The sequence below is a fragment of the Tenacibaculum maritimum NCIMB 2154 genome (assembly GCF_900119795.1).
Taxonomy (GTDB): Bacteria; Bacteroidota; Bacteroidia; order Flavobacteriales; family Flavobacteriaceae; genus Polaribacter; species Polaribacter maritimus.
This window is the reverse complement of sequence record NZ_LT634361.1, coordinates 2,146,368-2,168,171: the sequence shown is the minus strand read 5'-3', so window position 1 is coordinate 2,168,171 and position 21,804 is coordinate 2,146,368. Positions and strand designations below refer to the sequence as shown.

The following is a 21,804-nucleotide window of genomic DNA, read 5'->3' as shown; positions in this document are numbered from 1 at the left end:
CTTTCATTATCTTTTTATAAATTTTATAGATTTCTCTTTTTTATCCTTTCTGGCCTTTAGAATATAAATTCCAGGAGTTAATTGACTAACGTCTATTTGCTTTGTCGGGCTTGTTGTAAATACTTTACTTGTGTGCATTGATTTTCCTTTGTTATTGAAAATTTCGAGGGTGTTTCCTTCTAAATTTTCGGTAGATAAGAAAAGCGTAGCATCTACTGGATTAGGAAATACCTTAAGAGTCGTATTGTCTTCGTGTTTTTCTAGTGCTAGAGTTGATACAGGAGCTGCTATATTGATAGTGTAATCTTCAATTTGCCCCGTACCAATACTACATTGATTAGCGGATCCGTTATATCCCATCACTCGCATTCTTAAATTGGTATTATAAACAACGTCTTCTGAAGGAATGGTAATGGTAGTTGTAAAGGTTTCAGCATTAGGAGTTCCTTGAGCAGCCACTTCGTGATAATCGTTAAAATCACCATCATTATTATAGTCAATATATACAAGATAGCTTAGGTTGTATCCAGGAGCATATGAATCTGTTACGGAAATAGTATAAGTTTGATCTTTTTTAGTATCAAATACAATGTCTGTAAAATCCTCATAGCCAGCACTTCCTGAGCTGTTATTACTATGTCCATCAAAAGTGACATTTCTAATTCGTTTGTACCAAGGACTATTACTTATTACAGGTGTACAAATAGTTTGGTTAGTATCAAATTTGATACTATTACTATAATACGTTTTGTCGCCTTCAACCATTTTTACTCGAAATTGATATGCGCTTCCTAAAACGGTGTTAATTTCTGTAGTAATGTTAAAACTAGTATTCATGTCATAAGAATTCGGATTAAAAGCAATGCTATTGTTAAAATGATCTTCACCGTATTCTATGCTTACCTCATCAAGGAGAGCTCCTTCTGGAATAACCAATCCTTTTAGTTTCCATTGATTGTTTCCTAGGTTTGTGGCAATAACTCCTTCAGCTAATGGCATTTTATAAGGAGCTAATTGAAATTGTTGTTTATTTCCATAGTATATTCCATAAGCATCGCGCACAAAAGGCCTGTAATAATAGGTAGCATTATAAGCTAAGTCAGTTACTAATGAGGTATAGTTGTCATCGTTGTTTAAAGTACCATTGTGCGTAATTACTTCGGCATTGTCAACAGTAAGTTCTCCATCAAATTTAGCATATACAAAACCAGCACTTGTAGGATGGGTGGTTCCTGTATAATTGGTTTGTAGTTGTGCACTATTGGAGGTAACATTGCTATGCGAGGATTCAAAATTTACAGAAGGAACAACTTGTACAAAGAGATCAATAATTTGTTTATACCCCGTTTTTTGGCAAGGTATAGGAGCGGTATCTGATTCTAAAGCTACAATTCTCATTAAAAGAGGTTTGTTTAGTTCCGCATCCTTAGAAACCGTAAATGTAGTTGTAAATTCACCAGCTATTCCTTTGCTGTCTACAACTTCTTCGGTATTTTCATTAAAAACACCATCGTTATTATAATCAATCCACGCTTTTGTATAGAAATACTTGGTGTCTTGATACCAGTTATTTTTCATATAAACATCTACTGTTTCTCCTCTTCTTATTTTGAATTCTTTTTGAGAAGAAATATAATCGGCATTAGAAGAGGTGTTAAAAGTATCTTCATCCATGCGAATTACTCTAAAGCGTTTAAACCAGGTAATTTCTCTAGTATATTCTATTTTACAGTTAGGCGTTATAGGCGTTGGTTTAACATAAATAAATTGCTCCTTTATGGCGGTATCACTTCCTTCAGCATTGGTAGCTGTTAAGGTAACTTTATAGTATCCAGGAGTCGTTAATGTTAGTTTCGGACTATTTTCATTAGAAATATTAAAAACATCGTTTCCGTTTTCAATTGTCCATGCCAATTCAGTGCTATTAGATGATTGATTGAGTAATTGTACTTTTTCTCCGATCAAAATTTCATTAGAGCTGCCTCCATGAATAGAAAAATCGGCAATAGGTTTGTTTTGAATTTCAGTTAAAGTAGATTGCAAATTAGAAGCCCATACACCACGTCCATATTTTGATACATACAGCCTATTATCGTTATTAGGGTAGTAAGCAATTCGCATATCTGAAAGATTTTGCAGCGGGAGCCCTTGGTTAAATTCTACCCATTCCGTTAAATTTTCATCAATATAATATACTGTGAGTCCTGTCATGACATAAATTCCTTCTGAAGTATTTCTATCCATTAAAACAGCGGCAGGATTATTTCCAGGGAAAGCGCCTCTAGCTGCCCAAGATTGACCTTTGTCTTTTGAAATATACACTCCAGAATTGCTGGCAACAACAATAATATTTTCATTGTATTGGTGCGTTGCTATTCTGTATCGAGATACTTTAGGAGCATTTGGTAGTTGTATCCAAGTAGGAGCATCAGCAGATAAGTTTTCGGTATAAAAAAGTTTTCCACCTTGTTCATCTCCTAGAAAAGCAAGTTCGGCATTTGCTCTAGATTGCTCAAAAGTACCTGCTCTTAAGTTGGTAATACCAGAGGATTCAATAGCAACAATTTCCCAATTATTATGAGTAGGAGTCCAAGAGTGCCCTCCTGCATTTGCTCGGTTTTCTCCTCTAAAACCATTGACTAACCATCCATCTTGCCCATCAGGAGAGCGAACCAATCGAGTAGTTCCTTTGGTAAAACCGTATAATCGGTTTGCGTTAAAATGGTCGGGTTCTATATGGTTATACACTTCAAAAGTTCCTGTTTCTCCTTCTAATTGAACTTTTAAGCCCCCCGTAATGAATTGCTTATCGTTAGTAGGTTTGATACGACCTCTATACACATCCGCAGAAGCTACATGTGAATCTCTTCCATTTCTAGTAAATATTTGACCAATATCTTGCCCGCCTGTAATGAATACACCTTTATTCATTTGACTCACATCCATTTGGCTACCTTCTATCACACAAATATCTCCATTTTTACCAACAACTTTACTAGCCATATAAGCACTTTCAGATAAGCCAGCAGCAGTTAGTATAGCCTCAGTAGGAAATAAATCACTTTCTTTAATGGCCCACATACCTCCATCATTACACCAAAAAACAGAATCTTTAGCAACATTTGTAGTTACGTATCTATTATCTGCCCAGTTGCTACCTCCATAGCTAGGCTTAAACTCCCAGATGATTCCTCCATCTCTACTGCCCCAAAACTTTTCTCTTAAGGTTAGTAGTTTATTAGGATCATTAGGACTTACATAGAAATCACCAATCCAAGTAGAGGTTGTATTAGGATTCACACTTCCATAATAATCAGAAGTTTCCGCCTTGAATCCATCATCATTATCAGCAGCCGTTAATGGCGTTGGTCCGTTAGGATAAGCATAGGTAGGATGTTGAATTCTAGCAAAATTAAAATGAGAAGCACCATTCGTAGGAGTAGGGATATAATCAGATTTCCATAATCCAACAAATAGTGTAGGGGTGTTACCGTTAACAAGTCCGTAAGCAAAAACTTGTGTAGGCCCAGTACCCGATGTTGGTTTGTGAATACCTACATAAAATTTATCTACTTCATTAAGTTCTGTGGTAACTTGTTGTGCTATAAAAGAATCTCCTTTGTCTTTTGAAAAATGGATGACAGGAGCTAGATCATTATGATCATTAGCCACTACAATTAAGTCCCAGTTATCTGTTAAATCAATATCTGTATATCTTCCACTAAGTTTTAAAGTCCAATTCATTCCAGCATTTTGCGTGATATAAATACCATTAGAAGTAGCAGCAATTGCTCTTGTGTCATCTATAGGATCTGAGTGTATATCGTATATAGTACCAGAAATTCCCGTACTTCTATCTTCCCAAGATTTACCCTCGTCAGAAGAATACCAAATTTTTTGATCCTCCGCAGCTCCTAAGTAAAGAATGGCAGGGTTTTTAGGGCAAATTTCAATACAAGAAGTATTGTTGGTTGCAAAATAATCTGTTTCAGGAGTCCAATTCTTACCATAGTTAATGGTTTTCCATAGGCCACCATTTCTAGAACAAGCATACATAATGGCAGGATTTGTAGGGTGCATTTTAATATATTGCATAGCACCATTTCCAGTAGCAGACCATCTTACTTCTGGGTCACCAAAAGGTCCCAAATTTTTCCATCTTCCATAGCTATCTTTATTAGGTATTTCAGCACTAACAAAAGAAGCAGATTTGCCGTATATTGTTTGTGAGGCATTGCCATTAGGTTTGGCCTTTCTATACGCCAATAGGTTTTGATATTGAGCTTGTTTAGAAATATAGTAGCCTTCACTATCTAATGTTGGTTTTATCCTTTTTTCAAGCTTTTCGAAATGCTCTATGGTTTCTTTATCTAAAATATTGTTTGATTTATAAGCTTTAAAAGCTACTACAATATCAGAAAACTTTACTTTATCTAGGAGGAGCATTTCTTCCCAAACGGGATATTCATAAGCGTTTTTTCCTAGAAAAATAAGATCTTTTTCATTGTTTTTTTTACAGCATATCGTTATGCTGAAAAGAATTAAGAGTACTAATTTTTTCATTATAATTAGGGGGTTAAATTTAAGTATGAAATAGTATATTTCAGCTACTAATTTAACGAAAATCGCGCTTAAAATCTAGCGTTAAGGTATTTGTTTCTGCTAATTTATATCTAGTCGAAATAAAGTGAATTTTCTTTATTTTTTTGAAATAGAGTTGTTGTTATTTAGCATAAGGGAAAGGTCCATTTATCAAGAAATTAATTCCTTTATTTTTAAGTCTAAACGGAGCAATGCATTGTTTGGATCAGAGCCGAAAATACTATATTCAAGTACCCCTTCTGAATTTATTAATAGCCAGTGGGGAGTGCCTCCTGCATGGTATTTTTTGAAAGTTTTGAGCATATCACTATCCTTATAAAAAGGAAAACGTATGTAGTATTTTTCTTGCGCTTCTTTAAAATCAGAAAAGCTATATTCAGGTCCTTCAAACCGTGAATGAATGCCTATAACATTTAATTGAGTTCCGTTTTCAACCACCATTCTATTAGCATAAGGAAGTGCTCGTCCTTTGCACCCTGGACAACCCAAGTTAAAAAATAAAATAAGCAATGGTTTTCCTTTATAAGTTTTAACAGTAGGAGCCTCTGTATTAAAAATAGGCTCTATATGCCATTCAGGCAACGGATGTTGTAATAATAACATGGTATTTTCCATTTTAATTCCAATTGAGTTGTTTGCGTTCACTCCAGTATAGTTCAGGAGCAGTTTTAAAGCTAGAAAGAGTAGCCAATTCGTCAGGGGATATACTCAGGTGTAGCGCTTTTAGGTTACTTTGCAATTGTAAATTATGATGTGCTCCACTCAGTACAATGGCTTTAGGAAATTGTGTTGCAGCATATTGCATTAAAATAGCATCTCTACTTACCTTGTATTTTATTTCTAAGGCATGCAAATAATTATAAAAATTGGTATAATGCGGATATGCTTCATTGGTGAATACCCTACCATTTGCTAATACTTCTTTAAGAATCAGTTGTTTATTTTGGTTGCTAATTTCTTTGGCAATAGCGTATATACTTTGTTCCAAAGGATTATAAGTACATTGGAATACAGAAAATAATGCTACCCCCGCTATTTTTATGGAAAGTGCTTTTTGTAATATTGCTGTTTGATTGGCTCCTGAGGTTGTGATTCCTATTTGAAGGTTATGGACTGTTTTTAATTGATGTAATTTTTCTAAAATCTCTTGATTTTCTAAAACTCCAGTAGCTAACGTAGCTGAATGAATTTGGTAAAACCTTAAATAAGGAAGTAATTGTTTAGATACTTGCCATTGTGCGTTTAATTTGCTTAGGCTGTGCTCCTTTATTTCATGTTGTATGGCATTCGGATCAAAATTAGCAGTATAAGTATATCCCCATTTACTACCTACAAGAATGCTTGGGTCATTTTTAGTTTTCACCCAGTCAATCAATAGCGTTTCTGCAATTCCATATCCTGGTGCTGTATCAAAATATCTTATGCCATTTTCATAGGCAATATCAAGCAATGCGATCCCTTTTTTTTTGAAAGCACTTTGCGAAAAAGTTTTTGTTTTTGAAAAGGTATCTTTTATATTAATATAGCTAGGTCTTCCTATTGCAGCAGTACCCAACCCTATGTTTTTACAAGCATTCATATATGGCTATTCAAAATAAGGAATTTCTCCTTGTGCTAATTTTAATCGTGTCCAAACATTCATATTGATAACAATTGCCGCTATTTCTGCAATTTCTTTTTCTGAAAATTGTGTGGTCATAGCATCATGATATTTTTGAAAGTTTTTGTTACTTCCTTCTGTAAGGATATCGCAATAAGCCAATGCGATCTTTTCTTTTTCGGTAAATAATTCACTATTCCACCAAGAAGAAATATTATCTGTTTTTGCTTCTGGAATACCAATTTCTCTAGAAGTTTTTGCATGTAAAATGGTGCAGTAGGCACATTCATTTTTTTGGGCTACGCGCAAGCGTAATAATTGAGCAAGTTTTCTATCAGTAGCTAAATCGGCAGTATATCCAAATGCTTTAGCCATTTGCTTAGCAATATCAAGAAAAGGAGTTGTTGCTGGATTGAATCGGGTGTTTTTAAATTTTAGATTACTCATTTTATTAAGGTTTATTTTGGTGGTGGTAAAGTATAGTAGCATTTTAATAATTAAAACTACTATTCCTTTGCACTTGATTGTTTACCAAATTGTAATGGCTATTACGAATGACTTTTTTGCAACAAGCAAAGGAAGCACTAAAGTTATGGTTTATTTTTATAAAACTATACTGTTCAAAAATAGTTACCCTTTAGTGCTATTAATTTACGGCAAGGTCTATTTAGTTTTTTAAAAAGCTATCAAACCTTTCAAAATGGCAAGTATAACCGTTAGGTTTCTTTTCTAAATAATCTTGATGGTATTCTTCAGCAACCCAAAACGTAGTATAAGGTTCTAGGGTAGTTACTGCATCGGCTTCCCATTTTCTGGAGTCGTTTACTATTTGTATGACTTCTTTTGCAACTTGTTTCTCTTCATCATTTTGAAAAAATATGGCAGATCTATAACTGGATCCAATATCATTTCCTTGTCTATCAATGGTAGTTGGATTGTGTATTCTGAAAAAATAATCTAAAATATTTTTAAAGCTTGTTTCAGAAGGATCGTAGGTCAATTCAATTCCTTCAGCATGTCCTGGATGATTTTTGTAAGTAGGGTGTTCATTTTGACCGCCAATATAGCCTACTTCTGTATCTTTAATTCCTGGGCGCTTTCTAAATAAATCTTCCATTCCCCAGAAACATCCACCTGCTATGTATGCTTTTTTATAATTGTTCATGCTTTTTAATTTTAAGGATTTATTGATGTTATTTCTTTTTTTGCTCTTACAAAATTACGAATTTACGAGCGCTAATAATTGGACATAATTCCTGTAAGGAGGTATATTTTGCTCGTTGCGTTAATTTATTCTTTTAAGAAGAGCTTGCTTCATTTAATTGCACATCTTGTAAAAAGGTAATTACTTTTTGTGTAGGCATTTCGCAAGGTTTTAGAAATTCATTTTCTTTGGTGATATAATAATTAAGGCTGATGAAATTGTTGCCTCCTAATTCTTTTGCGTACAGTTTTATTGACTTTCCTTGGTTAAATGTTGTTTTCGTAATGCCGTATTTTTTATTCTCATAAACTCCTTCTGAAAAGCCTTCTTTAATTTTATTTAAATAGTGTAACATGGTATTTTATGTTGTTTTAAAAGCTGTATGATAATGCATGATTTATGAAGAGTAAGTAAGGTTAAGAACTATGTAAAATTTCAGCAACTTTTTGTTGTAGCATAGGAACCACGTCTGTTTTAAACCAAGGGTTTTTAGCTTGCCATCTAAAATTTAAAGGAGAGGGATGCACTAGTGGGAAAAACTTAGGAAGGTATTCATAACCATGCTTAACTGTTTCTGTTAGATTTTTTTTCATTGTTTTTCCTAAATAATATTTTTGAGCGTAGGTGCCTACTAACAATATGAGTTTAATGTTAGTACTATATTTTAAAAGTTCAGGATGCCATTGAGGGGCACATTCTTTTCTTGGAGGAAAATCCCCTCCTTTAGGATTGCTTCCAGGAAAGCAAAAGCCCATAGGAACAATGCCAAAGTTAGTAGTATTGTAAAATTGCTCTTTACTAACATGTAGCCAGTTTCTTAAGTTATCACCACTTCTATCCTTAAAAGGAATGCCTGTTTGAGCTACTTTTTTTCCAGGAGCTTGTCCCACAATCAATATTTTTGAATTTGTTGAAATTGAAAATATAGGATTGGGAGGGGTTGGAAGAAATTGTGCGCAAGTATTACATTTCTTTATTGTGCTTAAAAGAGTACTAAAGTTTTGATGCATTATTTTATACGTTGATTAAAAAAAAGGCGGTGTACGTTTCCAATAACCATATCAGGACAACTATTTTGAGTGCTATCAAATATAGCACTACCTTTAAAAGATAGGCTTATGGCAGGTCAGACTCATTTTCATGTTCCTTTAAGTCACTCTCCATAAAAAGGTAGGAAATCCATTTTTAACAGTACTCATTAACATATAGTATTTGTTTATTGGTCTTTTGAAACTTTTTGAACAGCGAGTTCATTATGAGCTACAAGAAAGCATAGAGCAGCCCACTTTATGGCGTGCCCATTCTGGTCTTTTGGCAAACCATTTTGCGTTTTCAGGTTGTTCGTCATAAGGTTTTTTTAATAATTGATGCAATGTTTCTATAAGCGTATAATCTCCTGTATCTGCTTTTTCTATAGCTAATTGCGCCATATAATTACGTAAAACATATTTAGGATTTATACGATTCATTGCATGTTTTCTATCTTCATCAGTAGTAGTTTCTTCCTGTAATCGCGTAATATAAGAGTTGCACCATTGTGCCCATTTTTCTTGGAGTGTTTTTTGAATTTCTTCAGGTTTGTAAAAAGCTTCATTAACAATATCCATTGCTTTTTTACTAGTATCAGATTTTTTAACATTGCTTAATACCCTGAAAAATATAGTCATATCCGTTTCTGCTTGTTGCAGCAAAGTTTCCAAATCGGCAATAAGCGTTAAATCTCCATCCTTGTTACTTAAAAGTCCTAATTTAGCTCTCATCATGCTTAAATAAGCATCCGTTAAATCATCTGCATAAGTTGTTAAAATTTCTTCTAAAGGGCTAGCTTCCCCAATAATAGGATACAAAGCATTTGCTAACTGATATAAGTTCCAGTACATTATTTCAGGTTGTGTACCATATCTATATCTTTTAAGAGCATTATCAGTGGTATTTGGAGTCCAGCCATGGTCATATCCTTCCAACCAACCATAAGGCCCATAATCAATAGTGAGTCCTAGTATTGAAATATTATCAGTATTCATAACTCCATGAACAAATCCTACACGTTGCCAATGAATTACTGTTTCTAAGCTTCTTTTGGCAACCTCTCTAAAAAAGTTGATATACGTTTCTTTAGAAGGAGTTCCCAAAAAAGAAAAGTGGTGTTTTATGGTATAATCTACCAGTTTTTTTAAATTCTTTTGATCATTTCTGGCAGCAAAAATTTGATAATTACCAAAGCGCAAAAAAGATTCGGCAGTTCTACAAACAATAGCTCCTTTTTCATAAGCAGCATTTCCATTATATAAAACATCTCTTAATACATTGTCTCCCGAAAGTGCCAATGACAAAGCACGTGTAGTTGGTACTCCTAAATGAAACATAGCCTCACTACATAAATACTCGCGAATAGACGAACGTAAAACAGCCAGCCCATCAGCTGTTCTGGAGTAAGGAGTTTCTCCAGCACCTTTTAACTGCAAAGCCCAGTTTTTTTGTTGGTATTCCACTTCACATAAATTAATAGCACGGCCATCTCCTAATTGTCCCGCCCAATTTCCAAACTGATGTCCTCCATAGCACATTGCATAAGGTTGGGTATTAGGAAGTAGTTCATTTCCTGTAAAAACATTTTTAAAAAAGTTTGAATTCACATCATTTTTAGAAAGCCCTAAAGCAAATACCATTTCTTCTGAAGTATGTATTATGCGAGGAGCAGACGTTTTTTTGGGAGTTACGTAAGAGAAGCAGGCTTCTTTTACTTGCCTACGGGTGTTTGCTAGCACAGGATCAGAAGGTAATTCTTTATTAAACTTGTCTTTGATGTTGAGTTTCATTGTTTTTTTAGTTTGTACAAATTTAAGGAATAAGTATAGAAGGTTACCTTTCTATATTACATAGTTATTTATACATATTCCTCAAAAAGTTAATAAGGTGCTTAAAGTAGCATTTTTTAGGAAGTTGAAAAAAATTAAACAAGCTCCTTAAAAAAATTTACTTTAGGAAGTGTGGACGGGTCAATTTTCTTTATATCGAATGTAGCACGAATACTTTTTTTAAAGTTGCTACAACCACTAATACCATTTGCTTCCATTGGTAAATTGTTGTTTTTCATAAACTTTTTTAAATTATGTAAGGTAGTATTATCAAATTTACAATCTTTAAAATACATTAAAGGAGTTGTGTTTTTATGGGGAGTCAATTTATGAGGCAGGTGCGCTCTCGATTCAGAAAGGATAAGTTTTAAGTTGCTGAAATTAACATTGGTAAAACGGCATTTGAGAAAGATAATAGGATCCATTTTTGAGTCGGCAAAATCTACCTGATGTAAATGGCAGCTAGTAAGTATGGGGATATTGAATTTACAGCGATAGAACTTTACATTTCGAAGGCGGTAAAAATTACAATTTTTAAAAAGTTGCGAGGTAAAGGTGATGTTTTCTAGAGGAATGTGGGGAGAAGAGCGTTGTTTTAACAATGGCAATACCACATCAAGGTTGTTTTGAACTTCAAATTGTTTTTTTATAAAAGCCACTTTAAAAGCTTTTATGATAAACTTGGTGTTTTTATTAACTTTAAAAAACTGAATTAAAGCGTATTGTAATATAGAAATAGTAATGATTAAGCCCAATAAAAAAGGAATAAAAAGAAATAATAAGGCCATGATTGACAAGGGTACCCATGTAAAATAAAAAAATACAGCCGCAATAATTATGAAAAGAATGGTTAAGCCAATAATAAACTCTCCATTTTTAAGAAAAACTCTAGCCATAAAATTTTTAACTTTACTACGCCAGCCATTTTGCATTAAAAGCAATAGAGCAGGAATATTTTTGTTAAGCTTTAAATTGTTAGGAATGGAATCATAAATAAAATTAACAATAGGGTTAGACCAATCTTCAAATAAAATTCTACTTTTAAATTTATTTGTTTTAATAGCGTTAATAATTTCTTCTGCTACAAAAAACTCAAAAAACGATTTATGAACAAACTTAAAGTAATCATTTTCTAGTTCAATAAAATATCCTGTCAGGATTTCATTTTCAAATCCCTCTTTTTGGTATTTTTTAGATAAGTTTTTAATCGCATATTTTTCAACCCATTGTTGTAGTTCCTCTTTAATAAAATCAGGACGTATTTTAAACTGTTTGGAAATAAATATTTGAGCAGCAATATGTTTAAAAAACGATTTGATAAAGGTTCTTTTTTGACTGTTGTTAGAAAAAGCCGATTGAATATTTTTGCTTTCTTGTCGGTTAATCCAATAATCAATATATTTTTCTATGGCATTTCCTGGGTTTTCTATTTCCGTAGCATTTCTTCTATACAAATTAGGGAGCATTTCTCTAATAATATGCATTAAAGAAGGGCGTTTGCATAGCTCTAATATACTAGGAGAATTTTCAAGCCAAGCAAAAAACTCAGCAGTTCTTTCTACCTTATAGTATTTGGCAATGTAGCTTTTTATTTTAGTTTCGTCCAGTAATTTTAAACGAATGCTACTACAATAAGGCTGTGTTTGAATTATATGATCGCTCTCTTTAATAATATTTAAGGTTTGCTCTAATTCAAATTTTGATGGAAAATAAGAAGCACGTCCAGCTAAGAGTATTTTATTCTTTTTAAAAGCCAATTTCCATATTTCATTAATTTGTTTAAATCGGTCATCATGAGTTCCAACAAATCCCATTTCATCAAAACCATCTAGTAAAAAAAGAATTTTGCCTTTATGAATAAGTATTTCAAACAATTCATAATCTACCCCTAAGTTTTCAGCCACAAAAGCACTAATTGTTTTTTTTATACCTCCGTGCCTAGGCGAAGTATTGTTTAAAGAAATACATACAGGAAACCGTAAGATTCTTTTTTTACTTAAAATATCTTTGGCAAGATTACTTGCATAATAGGTTAAGAAGGAGGTTTTACCCATTCCATAATCGCCCAGCAAAGCCAAGTGTTTAGAGGTAGGAGATTTTTCAAGCCAATCTGTTACATACTCTTCTAAAGTAAGTGTAGGTTGGCTATTATTATCTAACGAATAGCTAGGCATTATAAATGTTTCAGAAAGTGTTTTCTTTTCAGAGTCTTTGGCAATTGCTGAAAATATCTTATTGTTATTATACTTGAATATAAGCGAGTTCAAATAACTATTAAAATCAATCAATTCATTTAAAATAGCATCTTCTGTTTTTGTATAAAAACCAGGAATAGCAGAAGGCGCAAAGCTACCTTTATTGATGATATAAAAATAATCATATAAATAAGTAATATTGCTTTTATTGTGTTTTAATACCGTTTTTAAACGTTTCATTTCTTGTAAAGCGCGTTGTTGTGTTACTTCAGAAATAACCGTATCAGTATTATTTTCTACATATTTTATAATTATAAAGTAGTGCCTAAAGCCTTCACTATACGAACCATACAGTAATTGATCTTTGGTAGATACATTTAAAAATAGTTTTTGCTTTTTGTATTTAAGTTCAATGTATCTTTTTATTCTTTCGTAAAATATTGGAGACTCGTAAAAGTGATCTTTTGGAAATAACAGTTCTTTTTTTTCAGATTTAGGTTCTTCTTTTCCGGCAAAAAAGTTTTGAAAAGCTTTTTGTTTTCTTGTTTTAAAAGCCATGTGCAATAAAATAATTACCGCTAAGCAAAATATGCCATAGGTTATGATAGTAGGCGTATTTAGTTGTACACTTAATAGAGTATAATTTGTACGGAATTGTTGGTTTATATTACCAATGATCCAGTTAATAATATGGGGAGTAATTTGGGAGTTGATAATACAAAATGCAGTAAATAAGATGCCGATTGCATATTTGAATAGATAGTTGCTTTCAAGACGGTATCTATTTTTAATTGTTTTAAAGTACCAAATAATAAATAACCTAATTAATAAGAAAGCAAGTAATAAGAAAAAGAGAAGGGAAAAAATAAGCATCATGTATAACAGTGGTATTTATTGTTTTTGCAGTATTTGACAACAAAATAAGTTGTATGTTTTTTAATACAGTAGCTAGTTGTAATAAGAGGCTACATTAGAAAATAAACTTTTTTAAGTTCAAAAAGTTTCAATGAGTTCTGTGAAAGTAGCACTAGTAAAGCTTTCTTTTTTATGGCTACTTCAATAAAAAAGAAAATCTACATCAAAACGGTATTGATTTATTTTTAGGATACATTCAACATATAATTAATGTCTGACACCAATATTCAAAGCTAGTAAAAATAATTTCCTTTTTATAATGGAAGCTCTGAGGTAAAAAACAGTGCTGCTTGTTAATTCTTTGTTTTTGAGTACCTTATGTTTTTGTCTGGTAAAACTACTTAGTTGAATTCTAGTAGAATTACGTAGCTTTTATATAAAAAAATCTGAAATAAAAGTATAAAAACAAGTAAGACAGGCAAACTTAAACCTTTCCTCCTCAAAAGGAAATAGGAGGCATATTTCAAATCTATTTTTTGTATAAGAATAATGCCTCTCCTAAAAAAAACTCTATCCTCTCTAAATACCATGATAAAAATCCCATTCCCCTCCTAAAAAAAACGGATGATTATTTTAACTTAAAAACATAACCCATTGATTTTTAGGAGAAATCTGTACAAACTTTTTAGAGCGGGTTTCAAACCTTGTACAAAAAACGAAGTTGAAATCTTGTACAGCGTTTTTACGAGGGAAAAAAACACTGTACAAAAAATGAAGTTAACATCTTGTACAGCGTTTTTACGAGGGAAAAAAACACTGTACAAAAAACGAAGTTGAAATCTTGTACAGTGTTTTTACGAGGGAAAAAAACACTGTACAAAAAACGAAGTTGAAATCTTGTACAGTGTTTTTACGAGAGAAAAAAACGCTGTACAAAAAAGAAAACCTCCCAATTTATATAACTAAAAGAGGAGTGTTTAATTTTTAAAAAAAACAAAAAACAAATAAAATAAAGAATATTGTTACTTTGTTTTTGGTGCTACGTAATTGTACCTGCATAAGAATACGTAGTTATACGCTATGAATCAAAAGCCGCTCATTTAAAACACACTAGCCTTTGTATTTTTATTTTTAGATTTTTGTTTTTTATCGTTTTTTTAAATACATTTGAACAAGAAAAACTGTTATTAAAAAGTAAAAGAATGCCTATTGTTGCTAAATTATATATTGGAAATGTAGAAAGAATACTACAACATGTATTGGTAGAATACGAGCGCTATACTCGAAAAACAGGAAGACCAGCCACTGAAACTCTTGGCGGGTATGTTACTGTTTTTTTTACACCCAAAGGAGAGGAAGATCATATTTTAAAATGGATGTTTACACATAGAATGGAGGATAAAACGATTGCGTATCCTTATAACCTATATACTTTAAAAAATGCCGAAGTGGTATTTTATCAAGACGATTTTGATGGGCAAATCCTTTTTAAATATAAGTTAGTTGATTGCTTGCCTATTTATTATAAGGAGTACTTTGATGTACAAAGGGGAATGATTACTGAGCTAACGCTTTCTGCTGCTATACAATATTTTAAAAACCTACCTCCATTAATTAAATCTTGGAATGAGTCTTGGACTCCTAGGCACGAATACAAACCTCAAAGCATGGAGGATACGAGGCCTCGAATGAAGTGTTTTTATACGGACTTAGAAGGAAATACACAAGCCAACCCCACTACAGGAGAGGAAATATATGCAGTAGTAAGCACTCAAAATTTAATAGGACAAATCATAACTATTGACCTTAGCAATCATACCAAAGACTTTATATATAATGGTGAACGAATTGAAGATGATTGTATTAAAAACTTTCATATTACCGCCAATACCCATAAAATAAAGCTAAAAGTAGTCGCACAGCAAGAAGAAGATAGAGAAATTTTAACAAATTAAACACTATGAAAAATTTAATAGTACGCCCTAGCAACTCCCTCGATATAAAAGTACAAACGGTAAAAACGGCTTATTTTGCTAAAAAAGAAATTGTAAGTACCGAAAAAACAACAGAGGCTATTTCTTATACTTTTAAGGGAAATAATAACACGGGAACTAAAAAAAGAAAACGTAAAATAGCCAAAATAATTTATAAAAACCTACAAGGAAAACTCATTAATAAACAACAAACAAGCTTAGAACAGGTTGTAGCAGCATTAAGTAAAAGCAATTATACTAAAGGCGACTGTATAGACATTGCTTTGGTAAAGGAAAGTATTAAATTTACCAAACGAACCAGTGCGCAATTAGGAGAGGAGGTATATATTGTTATACAAACACAATATATGCCAGATAGAGAAATAACTTTAAACCTAAAACAAGGAGGAGATACCGATGCACTAACAACAACGAAAGAACCGATATATGTAACTCAAAATAATAAAAAAGTATTTGCTTTTAAGGCGGTTGTTGGTGAGTTTTCCCAAAAAAGTAATGCGCTCAATGCAGCTGATTTTAAAGATCATGCCATTGCTAAAATCACCTTACAATCTACAGACCAACAAGAAAACAAACAATACAAAGACGCCTTAAACAAAGCCGAAGGAAAAACCAGTCCTTTTTATATAGCTATGGATGCCGAGCCCGCTAATCAAAACTGGTTTGAGGTAAAATATGAAGAGGTTTTTGATAATCGCCCTAACCTTTGGTATTATGGTGAAGGGAATTGGTTTGAGTTGAAGGTAGATAATATTCTGAATATTTACCATACAGGAGAAATAAGTAAATTGGATTTTAAAGGTTTAAAAGAAGTTAGCTATGTATATCATGATAAAAATGGTGGTAAACATAACATTTGTACTTGCGAGTTATTAAAAATAGATGAGAGGTTAAAAGGCGTTTCTAGTGATAAAAAAACGAAACACACTGTAGAAAGCGGTTATAATACTAGTAGTGTTATAACATATTCTCATGACTCTAGCAGAAAAAAATATTCGTACCCTAACGGAACTATAAGAACATATGGTAAATTTTATAATCCTGATAAGAAAACCACTCATCGTTTAGTAACTTATAAAAAAGGGAGTGGGACAAAAAATTTAGTAAAAATGCCTGATAGTATTAATAAAAAAATTACAGATAAATCAGTTATTTATAGTTTTACAAAGACTACAAGAAGATATTGTGGACCTGAGCATTTTGCTTGCTTTGTTGGGGCTTTGGCAGAAACGGGGTTAACACTTAAATCTGGAGGAGCTTGTGAGGAAGATGGTACTTGTTATCCGAGCGTGAGTCATATAAATGGGCAAAGTATAGATACGAGTTATTTAAATGATAAGGATGAACAGAAATTTATTAATGCAATGCATAAATTTGGATTCACCTCTCAACTAAGAGGTTCAAGTAAGAAAAAATACACTAACACCACAGATGGAGGTAAACTACACAACAATCATTTACACTCTGGTGTTTTAAAGCCAAATTATAAAAAATAATAAAATGAAATTAGATAAAACTTTAATGTTAATTTCTTTGTTTTTATTTATTAATTGTAAATCAAAAAACCATAATAAATTAGATAAAAACAAAACTGTTATTCAGATAGAAAATAAAGAAGATTTTTCTCTTTTACAGTCAAAATTACCTATTGGAAAAAAAGAGTTAATTAAAGAAAAGTTAGATAATGAATATATCAACTCTGTAAAACTATTTAATTATTATGATACCATAAATGGTGAACCAAGCCTGTATTTTAAACCAATAAAAAACTTAAAATATAATTCTTTTTATAAGCCTACAAGTTCAGACTCAAGAAATGAGGAAGACGTTTTTTTTCTTAGAACTAATGATACTTATAATTATTTCAAATTAACAAAAGTACTTCCTAAAAAAAATAATTATTCAATATTAATATTTGATGGTTTATCATCAGCACTTGATTATGATGGAAACCCTATAAATATCAGTAGGAAAGATATTGTTATTCTTAACTCAAGTTTGAAAATAGTTGATGAAATGAATATCTATTTTAGCTATACTGATGGAATAATATCTAGAACCAAATTATTTTTTATAGATAAAGACTACAATATACGAATAAGGTACTTTAATGAAGGGGAGGAAAATAATTTTAATTATTCTAAAATTTCACAATATTTAATTACTTCTGAAGGCATAATTATAAAAAAGTAAAATATTCTTATTCCGATTCAAAAGATTAAAAAACAGTTCGAAAAAGGGGAAGCTTACAATTATGAGTTCAATAAAAGCGCTGCTTATAATGATAAACGAGCTTCGTTTGCTTGGGGGTTATGGCATGATCCAGATTTATCTAAGTCAGGTTGTACAAAAGATAAAGTAAAATCATTTGAGGGGTACGAAAGGTTTGTAGAATTAACGAATGCTAATTATTCAAAAAAAAACTGGTATGGTATCAAGTCAATTTCAGAATTTTTATCGATTAAAGAAACAGAAGGTAAAGGTAAAAATAAAAAGACCTATGTAAAAGTAAGAGATGCAGCTGAATTAAGAATAAAACAATTAAAAGATGAAAAATAATAAGTTTTTGTTGTTGTTAGTAATATTTGTTTTTTTTATTCAATGTAGAGAAAATAGAAAAGATACTAAAAGTAAAATATTAATTAAAAAAGAAGTCAAAAAAAAGAGAAGTCAAAAGACTTTTTTAGTTGATGGTATTTATTTTCCAGATCAATATAATGAGGATTGTGATTTTTGGATAAAAATTCACCTTAAAAATAGCAAGGAATATTTATACACTTTTTTTAATGGTTCTAAAGTAAAAAAAACAGGGAAATTATCTTTAATAGATAATGATGAGAGCAAACAATTAATATTCGATAATGCATTTAAATGTATTTATTCGAGAGATACTATATTCATTCAAAATTATGGTAATAGCACAAACTATTATGAACGTATTTCTTATTGTAGTCTTAAATTTATAAGTTTAGTAAAAAAACTGAAAATAGAAAATACGAATCTGACTTTTTACAATGATAAAGCCTATTACTTAGAGCAATCAGGATTATATACAGAAGCCATTTACTTATTAGAAAGAATAATCAAACAATATCCAAACAGAACAGTTGCCTATATCAATTTAGGAGATTCATATTGGGGGGTAGGAAGTTTTGAAAAAGCAAAAAAAACGTATCAGATATATGTAAAACAAATGCAAAAAAAAGGTAAGGAAGTTATAATTCCAAAGCGAGTTTTAGAAAGAATTGTTAAGTAAAAAGTTTTTTATTGGTAGATGCCCATAGCCCAAATAACATAAAAGTAGCTTATAATGGTACGAATCCAGATAAAAATGGTGAATTAGACCAGCGGAGTACTCCAAACTATTGGTTGGATATGGATGGAAATTGGTTTGAGTTGAAGAAAGGCTGCGATTGTAGAGATATTTTAAACCTAAAACAAGGAGGAGATACCGATGCACTAACAACAACGAAAGAACCCATATATGTAACTCAAAATAATAAAAAAGTGTTTGCTTTTAAGGCGGTTGTTGGTGAGTTTTCCCAAAAAAGTAATGCGCTCAATGCAGCTGATTTTAAAGATCATGCCATTGCTAAAATCACCTTACAATCTACAGACCAACAAGAAAACAAACAATACAAAGACGCCTTAAACAAAGCCGAAGGAAAAACCAGTCCTTTTTATATTGCTATGGATGCCGAGCCCGTTCATCAAAATTGGTTTGAGGTAAAATATGAAGAGGTTTTTGATAATCGCCCCAACCTTTGGTATTATGGTGAAGGGAATTGGTTTGAGTTGAAGGTAAAAATTGATAATTCGCAATATTATATCTGCAAAACAGGGAATATAAAATTAATAAAAGGTAAAAATTTAAAAAATGATTATTTAATCGAAACCAATTCAGGAAACTTTAAACTAATCTATACATTAGAAGAAAACTCTTATGGATTAGTAAAATTTCCTGCTTCTGGAAACGGCTTCAACCGTTATGGAACTATTGATAAAGGTGATAAAAATCATGGTGCTGGGGATCATTATTTATTACCAAAAACTGCCGCTTCAATTTTTGGAGTGATTAATGAAATTCATAATAAAGGATGGGAAATTCATTTAGGAGATATGTCTTCAGAAGATGGCAAGGATCCTTGGCAACCAGGTTCTAAACATCATAGTGGACATGGAGGAAAGAGAGGTAGAAAAGGGTTAGATATCGATTTCAGATATTTAAACAAAAAAGGAGTAAGCTTTCATGGAAATAATGATCAATCTGATTTTAGTAAAGAAAAGAATAAAATCTTTTTTGAAATAGCATATAAATACGGTTTTAGAAAAAACTATTGTACAAATATGAAAACTGTTTTAGGGGAAAATATAAAAGGCACAAAAGACATAAGTTATCATAAAGATCATGGTCATATAGGACTATCGAATCAACAAATAGAGACAATCAAATCAATTTAAGATAGGATGAAATATAAATACATATTAATTATACTATTTTCTTTTTTTAGTTGTGAAATACAATTAAACAAAAAAAAGAGTCGGAAGAAATTCGTCGTCAATAATTTAAATAAAGATGAATTTAACTCGAATAAAAATTGTATTCTCAAAGAAAATCTAAAAATATACGATAATCAATTTTTAGTAAACTTAAAAGATTTTAATATAATATTCAAAAACGTTAGATCAATAGATGCCCCTAGTTTAGATTTTGAGATAGCAAATAAAAGAAATACAGTAGTTATTCATCAGAAGTATTTAGAGTCAGAATTTTTAGGCGACAACGAATTTATGATTCAGAGTAAATCTATAAATTCAATTAAAGTCAAATGTTTAATCAGAGTTGATTTTGTATTCTTTGCTGAAGAGAAAAAGCAAATAGCTTTAAATTTGGCTAAAAATATAGAAGAGGAAATGTTTTGTGAAAACGAAATTTATAAAATTTCAGAACCTGTCTTAAATTTTGAAGAAGAGTTTATTGAGGTAGCAAAAAAAATAAATAAAGATTATTGGACAAATGTTTCGATGTCTAATTCATATGGAGAGATTGATAAAAAGAAAGCTAAAAGTATACTTAAGCGTATAGAGAATAATAACATGATGAATTCTGAAGAATTATTTATCGAAAAATCAATTTTATCAACCTCATATTGTAGGCTTCCCCTTTTTCGAACTGATTATTAATCCAAATATATGAATTTTACGTTTTAAAACAGGATTGACATTTTTCATTATATTTTTTTATGTCAATCCTGTTTTAAAATGCGCCCAGCGGCAGCGACACAATGTTGTTTCGCATACGGGATTGGAGCCATATCGTCCAAAGCATCATGCGGTCTAAAATTATTGTAATCGTGCATCCATATCTGGGTTTGCTCTCTGACTTGATGAATGTTTTCAAAAATATATTTATTTAAAACCCCTCGTCTATATGAACCGTTAAAACGTTCTATAAAAGCATTTTGTGTGGGTTTTCCTGGTTCTATATATTTAAAATCAATTTCATGCATAGCACTCCAAGTAGCGGTTAAATTAGCTATAAATTCCGGACCATTATCCATACGTATCTTTTGTGGTTTACCTTTACGTTTTAACAGATGATTTAAAACGTAAACTATTCTATTACTAGGTAACGAAAAATCTACTTCTATATGTAAAGCCTCTCTATTAAAATCATCTATGATAGTAAAGCCTCTAAATCTTTTTTTATTCTCTAATACATCTGTTACAAAATCCATACTCCAAGTTTGGTTGAGTTCTGTAGGAACTATTAAAGGTTCTTTTATTCTTGCTGGCAAACGTTTCTTCACCTTCCTTCTCAGTGGTAAACCTAGTGCTACATAAACTCGATGAACTCGCTTGTGATTCCATGGATTCCCTTCATTGCGTAGTCGTTTATAAGCTTTCCAAAATCCTTCCTCACAATGGTCAATAGCCTTTTGTTTTAAGGCTAATTCAATTGGTGTATCGTCTTGTAATTTTGGCTTATAATAATATACGCTTTTACTCATTTTTAAAACCCGACATGCCCTGCTTATGCCGTAATGAGAAAGGTCAATACTTAAGGAGCGCTTAACGCAAGGCTTTAAAGCTTTTTTTCGATAATCTCCTTTGCCATTTGGTGATCTAATGCAAGAGTAGCATACATTTGCTTTAATTTTCGATTTTCTTCCTCTAATTCCTTTAGACGTTTGAGCTCTTTAACATTCATACCTGCGTATTTACTACGCCATTTATAAAATGTTGCCGAACTAACTCCATGTTCTCTGGAAATTGCTTCTACGGTTCTACCGTTTTCGTATTCCTTTAAAATCTTTGCGATTTGCTGGGGGCTAAATTTACTTTTCCTCATAATTACTGTTTAAATTTAATACTTTTTTTTATACTTTTAAACAGTTCGGTTTGTAGGGAAGCTTACATTATGTATTTGAATATTACAAAGAAGGAAAAAGGATTTTAGAAAAAATTATTTTAGAAAGAAATAATGTTTTGAAAT

The 21,804-nt window shown here is 31.6% G+C and carries 16 protein-coding genes; 6 read left to right on the top strand and 10 right to left on the bottom strand.

The window, feature by feature from the left end:
- Window positions 1-6: 6 nt before the first annotated feature.
- The 9 genes from MARIT_RS09615 to MARIT_RS09570 form a co-directional block, all read right to left on the bottom strand.
- The gene (locus tag MARIT_RS09615; protein ID WP_100211400.1) at window positions 7-4,563 is read right to left on the bottom strand and encodes a GEVED domain-containing protein; all 4,557 of its coding nucleotides are present in this window, start codon (window positions 4,561-4,563) and stop codon (window positions 7-9) included.
- Window positions 4,564-4,752: 189 nt separating this feature from the next.
- Complete coding sequence (locus MARIT_RS09610; protein ID WP_157926241.1) at window positions 4,753-5,205, bottom strand: TlpA family protein disulfide reductase; 453 nt, start codon at window positions 5,203-5,205, stop codon at window positions 4,753-4,755.
- Window positions 5,206-5,218: 13 nt separating this feature from the next.
- The gene (locus tag MARIT_RS09605) at window positions 5,219-6,181 is read right to left on the bottom strand and encodes an aldo/keto reductase (protein WP_100211399.1); all 963 of its coding nucleotides are present in this window, start codon (window positions 6,179-6,181) and stop codon (window positions 5,219-5,221) included.
- A gap of 6 nt (window positions 6,182-6,187) precedes the next feature.
- Complete coding sequence (locus MARIT_RS09600; protein ID WP_024741269.1) at window positions 6,188-6,649, bottom strand: carboxymuconolactone decarboxylase family protein; 462 nt, start codon at window positions 6,647-6,649, stop codon at window positions 6,188-6,190.
- 220 nt (window positions 6,650-6,869) lie between these two features.
- Window positions 6,870-7,367: a peptide-methionine (S)-S-oxide reductase MsrA gene (gene msrA / locus MARIT_RS09590; RefSeq protein WP_100211397.1), complete on the bottom strand. Its 498-nt coding sequence runs from the start codon at window positions 7,365-7,367 to the stop codon at window positions 6,870-6,872.
- A 133-nt stretch (window positions 7,368-7,500) separates the two neighbouring features.
- Complete coding sequence (locus MARIT_RS09585; RefSeq protein ID WP_024741271.1) at window positions 7,501-7,761, bottom strand: hypothetical protein; 261 nt, start codon at window positions 7,759-7,761, stop codon at window positions 7,501-7,503.
- A 61-nt stretch (window positions 7,762-7,822) separates the two neighbouring features.
- The gene (locus MARIT_RS09580; RefSeq protein ID WP_100211396.1) at window positions 7,823-8,416 is read right to left on the bottom strand and encodes a uracil-DNA glycosylase family protein; all 594 of its coding nucleotides are present in this window, start codon (window positions 8,414-8,416) and stop codon (window positions 7,823-7,825) included.
- Between the two features lie 243 nt (window positions 8,417-8,659).
- Window positions 8,660-10,225: a protein adenylyltransferase SelO gene (locus MARIT_RS09575; protein ID WP_024741273.1), complete on the bottom strand. Its 1,566-nt coding sequence runs from the start codon at window positions 10,223-10,225 to the stop codon at window positions 8,660-8,662.
- A gap of 134 nt (window positions 10,226-10,359) precedes the next feature.
- Window positions 10,360-13,335, bottom strand: a complete 2,976-nt coding sequence (locus tag MARIT_RS09570; RefSeq protein WP_100211395.1) for an NACHT domain-containing protein — start codon at window positions 13,333-13,335, stop codon at window positions 10,360-10,362.
- Window positions 13,336-14,516: 1,181 nt separating this feature from the next.
- Between MARIT_RS09570 and tssD the strand changes: the two genes are divergently transcribed.
- The 6 genes from tssD (at window position 14,517) to MARIT_RS09540 (ending at window position 20,492) form a co-directional block, all read left to right on the top strand.
- Entirely contained in the window at window positions 14,517-15,269 is a 753-nt protein-coding gene (gene tssD / locus MARIT_RS09565; protein ID WP_157926240.1) for a type VI secretion system tube protein TssD, read from the top strand.
- A 5-nt stretch (window positions 15,270-15,274) separates the two neighbouring features.
- Entirely contained in the window at window positions 15,275-16,804 is a 1,530-nt protein-coding gene (locus MARIT_RS09560; RefSeq protein ID WP_100211393.1) for a hypothetical protein, read from the top strand.
- Window positions 16,805-16,808: 4 nt separating this feature from the next.
- Complete coding sequence (locus MARIT_RS09555; protein ID WP_024742555.1) at window positions 16,809-17,501, top strand: hypothetical protein; 693 nt, start codon at window positions 16,809-16,811, stop codon at window positions 17,499-17,501.
- Between the two features lie 355 nt (window positions 17,502-17,856).
- The gene (locus MARIT_RS09550; protein ID WP_100211392.1) at window positions 17,857-18,564 is read left to right on the top strand and encodes a tetratricopeptide repeat protein; all 708 of its coding nucleotides are present in this window, start codon (window positions 17,857-17,859) and stop codon (window positions 18,562-18,564) included.
- A gap of 11 nt (window positions 18,565-18,575) precedes the next feature.
- Complete coding sequence (locus tag MARIT_RS09545; RefSeq protein ID WP_100211391.1) at window positions 18,576-19,769, top strand: hypothetical protein; 1,194 nt, start codon at window positions 18,576-18,578, stop codon at window positions 19,767-19,769.
- Between the two features lie 6 nt (window positions 19,770-19,775).
- Window positions 19,776-20,492, top strand: a complete 717-nt coding sequence (locus MARIT_RS09540; RefSeq protein WP_100211390.1) for a hypothetical protein — start codon at window positions 19,776-19,778, stop codon at window positions 20,490-20,492.
- A 62-nt stretch (window positions 20,493-20,554) separates the two neighbouring features.
- Here MARIT_RS09540 and MARIT_RS09535 read toward each other — a convergent pair.
- Window positions 20,555-21,660 (bottom strand): IS3 family transposase gene (locus MARIT_RS09535; RefSeq protein ID WP_100211389.1). Its coding sequence is split into 2 segments (ribosomal slippage): window positions 20,555-21,399 and window positions 21,399-21,660, totalling 1,107 coding nucleotides; the frame shifts between segments, so codons are not numbered across the junction.
- Window positions 21,661-21,804 lie beyond the last annotated feature (144 nt).

Bases quoted from the DNA above. Each gene is read 5' to 3' on its own strand.
- MARIT_RS09615 (WP_100211400.1), bottom strand. From the start codon at position 4,563: ATGAAAAAATTAGTACTCTTAATTCTTTTCAGCATAACGATATGCTGT.
- MARIT_RS09610 (WP_157926241.1), bottom strand. From the start codon at position 5,205: ATGTTATTATTACAACATCCGTTGCCTGAATGGCATATAGAGCCTATT.
- MARIT_RS09605 (WP_100211399.1), bottom strand. From the start codon at position 6,181: ATGAATGCTTGTAAAAACATAGGGTTGGGTACTGCTGCAATAGGAAGA.
- MARIT_RS09600 (WP_024741269.1), bottom strand. From the start codon at position 6,649: ATGAGTAATCTAAAATTTAAAAACACCCGATTCAATCCAGCAACAACT.
- msrA (WP_100211397.1), bottom strand. From the start codon at position 7,367: ATGAACAATTATAAAAAAGCATACATAGCAGGTGGATGTTTCTGGGGA.
- MARIT_RS09585 (WP_024741271.1), bottom strand. From the start codon at position 7,761: ATGTTACACTATTTAAATAAAATTAAAGAAGGCTTTTCAGAAGGAGTT.
- MARIT_RS09580 (WP_100211396.1), bottom strand. From the start codon at position 8,416: ATGCATCAAAACTTTAGTACTCTTTTAAGCACAATAAAGAAATGTAAT.
- MARIT_RS09575 (WP_024741273.1), bottom strand. From the start codon at position 10,225: ATGAAACTCAACATCAAAGACAAGTTTAATAAAGAATTACCTTCTGAT.
- MARIT_RS09570 (WP_100211395.1), bottom strand. From the start codon at position 13,335: ATGATGCTTATTTTTTCCCTTCTCTTTTTCTTATTACTTGCTTTCTTA.
- tssD (WP_157926240.1), top strand. From the start codon at position 14,517: ATGCCTATTGTTGCTAAATTATATATTGGAAATGTAGAAAGAATACTA.
- MARIT_RS09560 (WP_100211393.1), top strand. From the start codon at position 15,275: ATGAAAAATTTAATAGTACGCCCTAGCAACTCCCTCGATATAAAAGTA.
- MARIT_RS09555 (WP_024742555.1), top strand. From the start codon at position 16,809: ATGAAATTAGATAAAACTTTAATGTTAATTTCTTTGTTTTTATTTATT.
- MARIT_RS09550 (WP_100211392.1), top strand. From the start codon at position 17,857: ATGAAAAATAATAAGTTTTTGTTGTTGTTAGTAATATTTGTTTTTTTT.
- MARIT_RS09540 (WP_100211390.1), top strand. From the start codon at position 19,776: ATGAAATATAAATACATATTAATTATACTATTTTCTTTTTTTAGTTGT.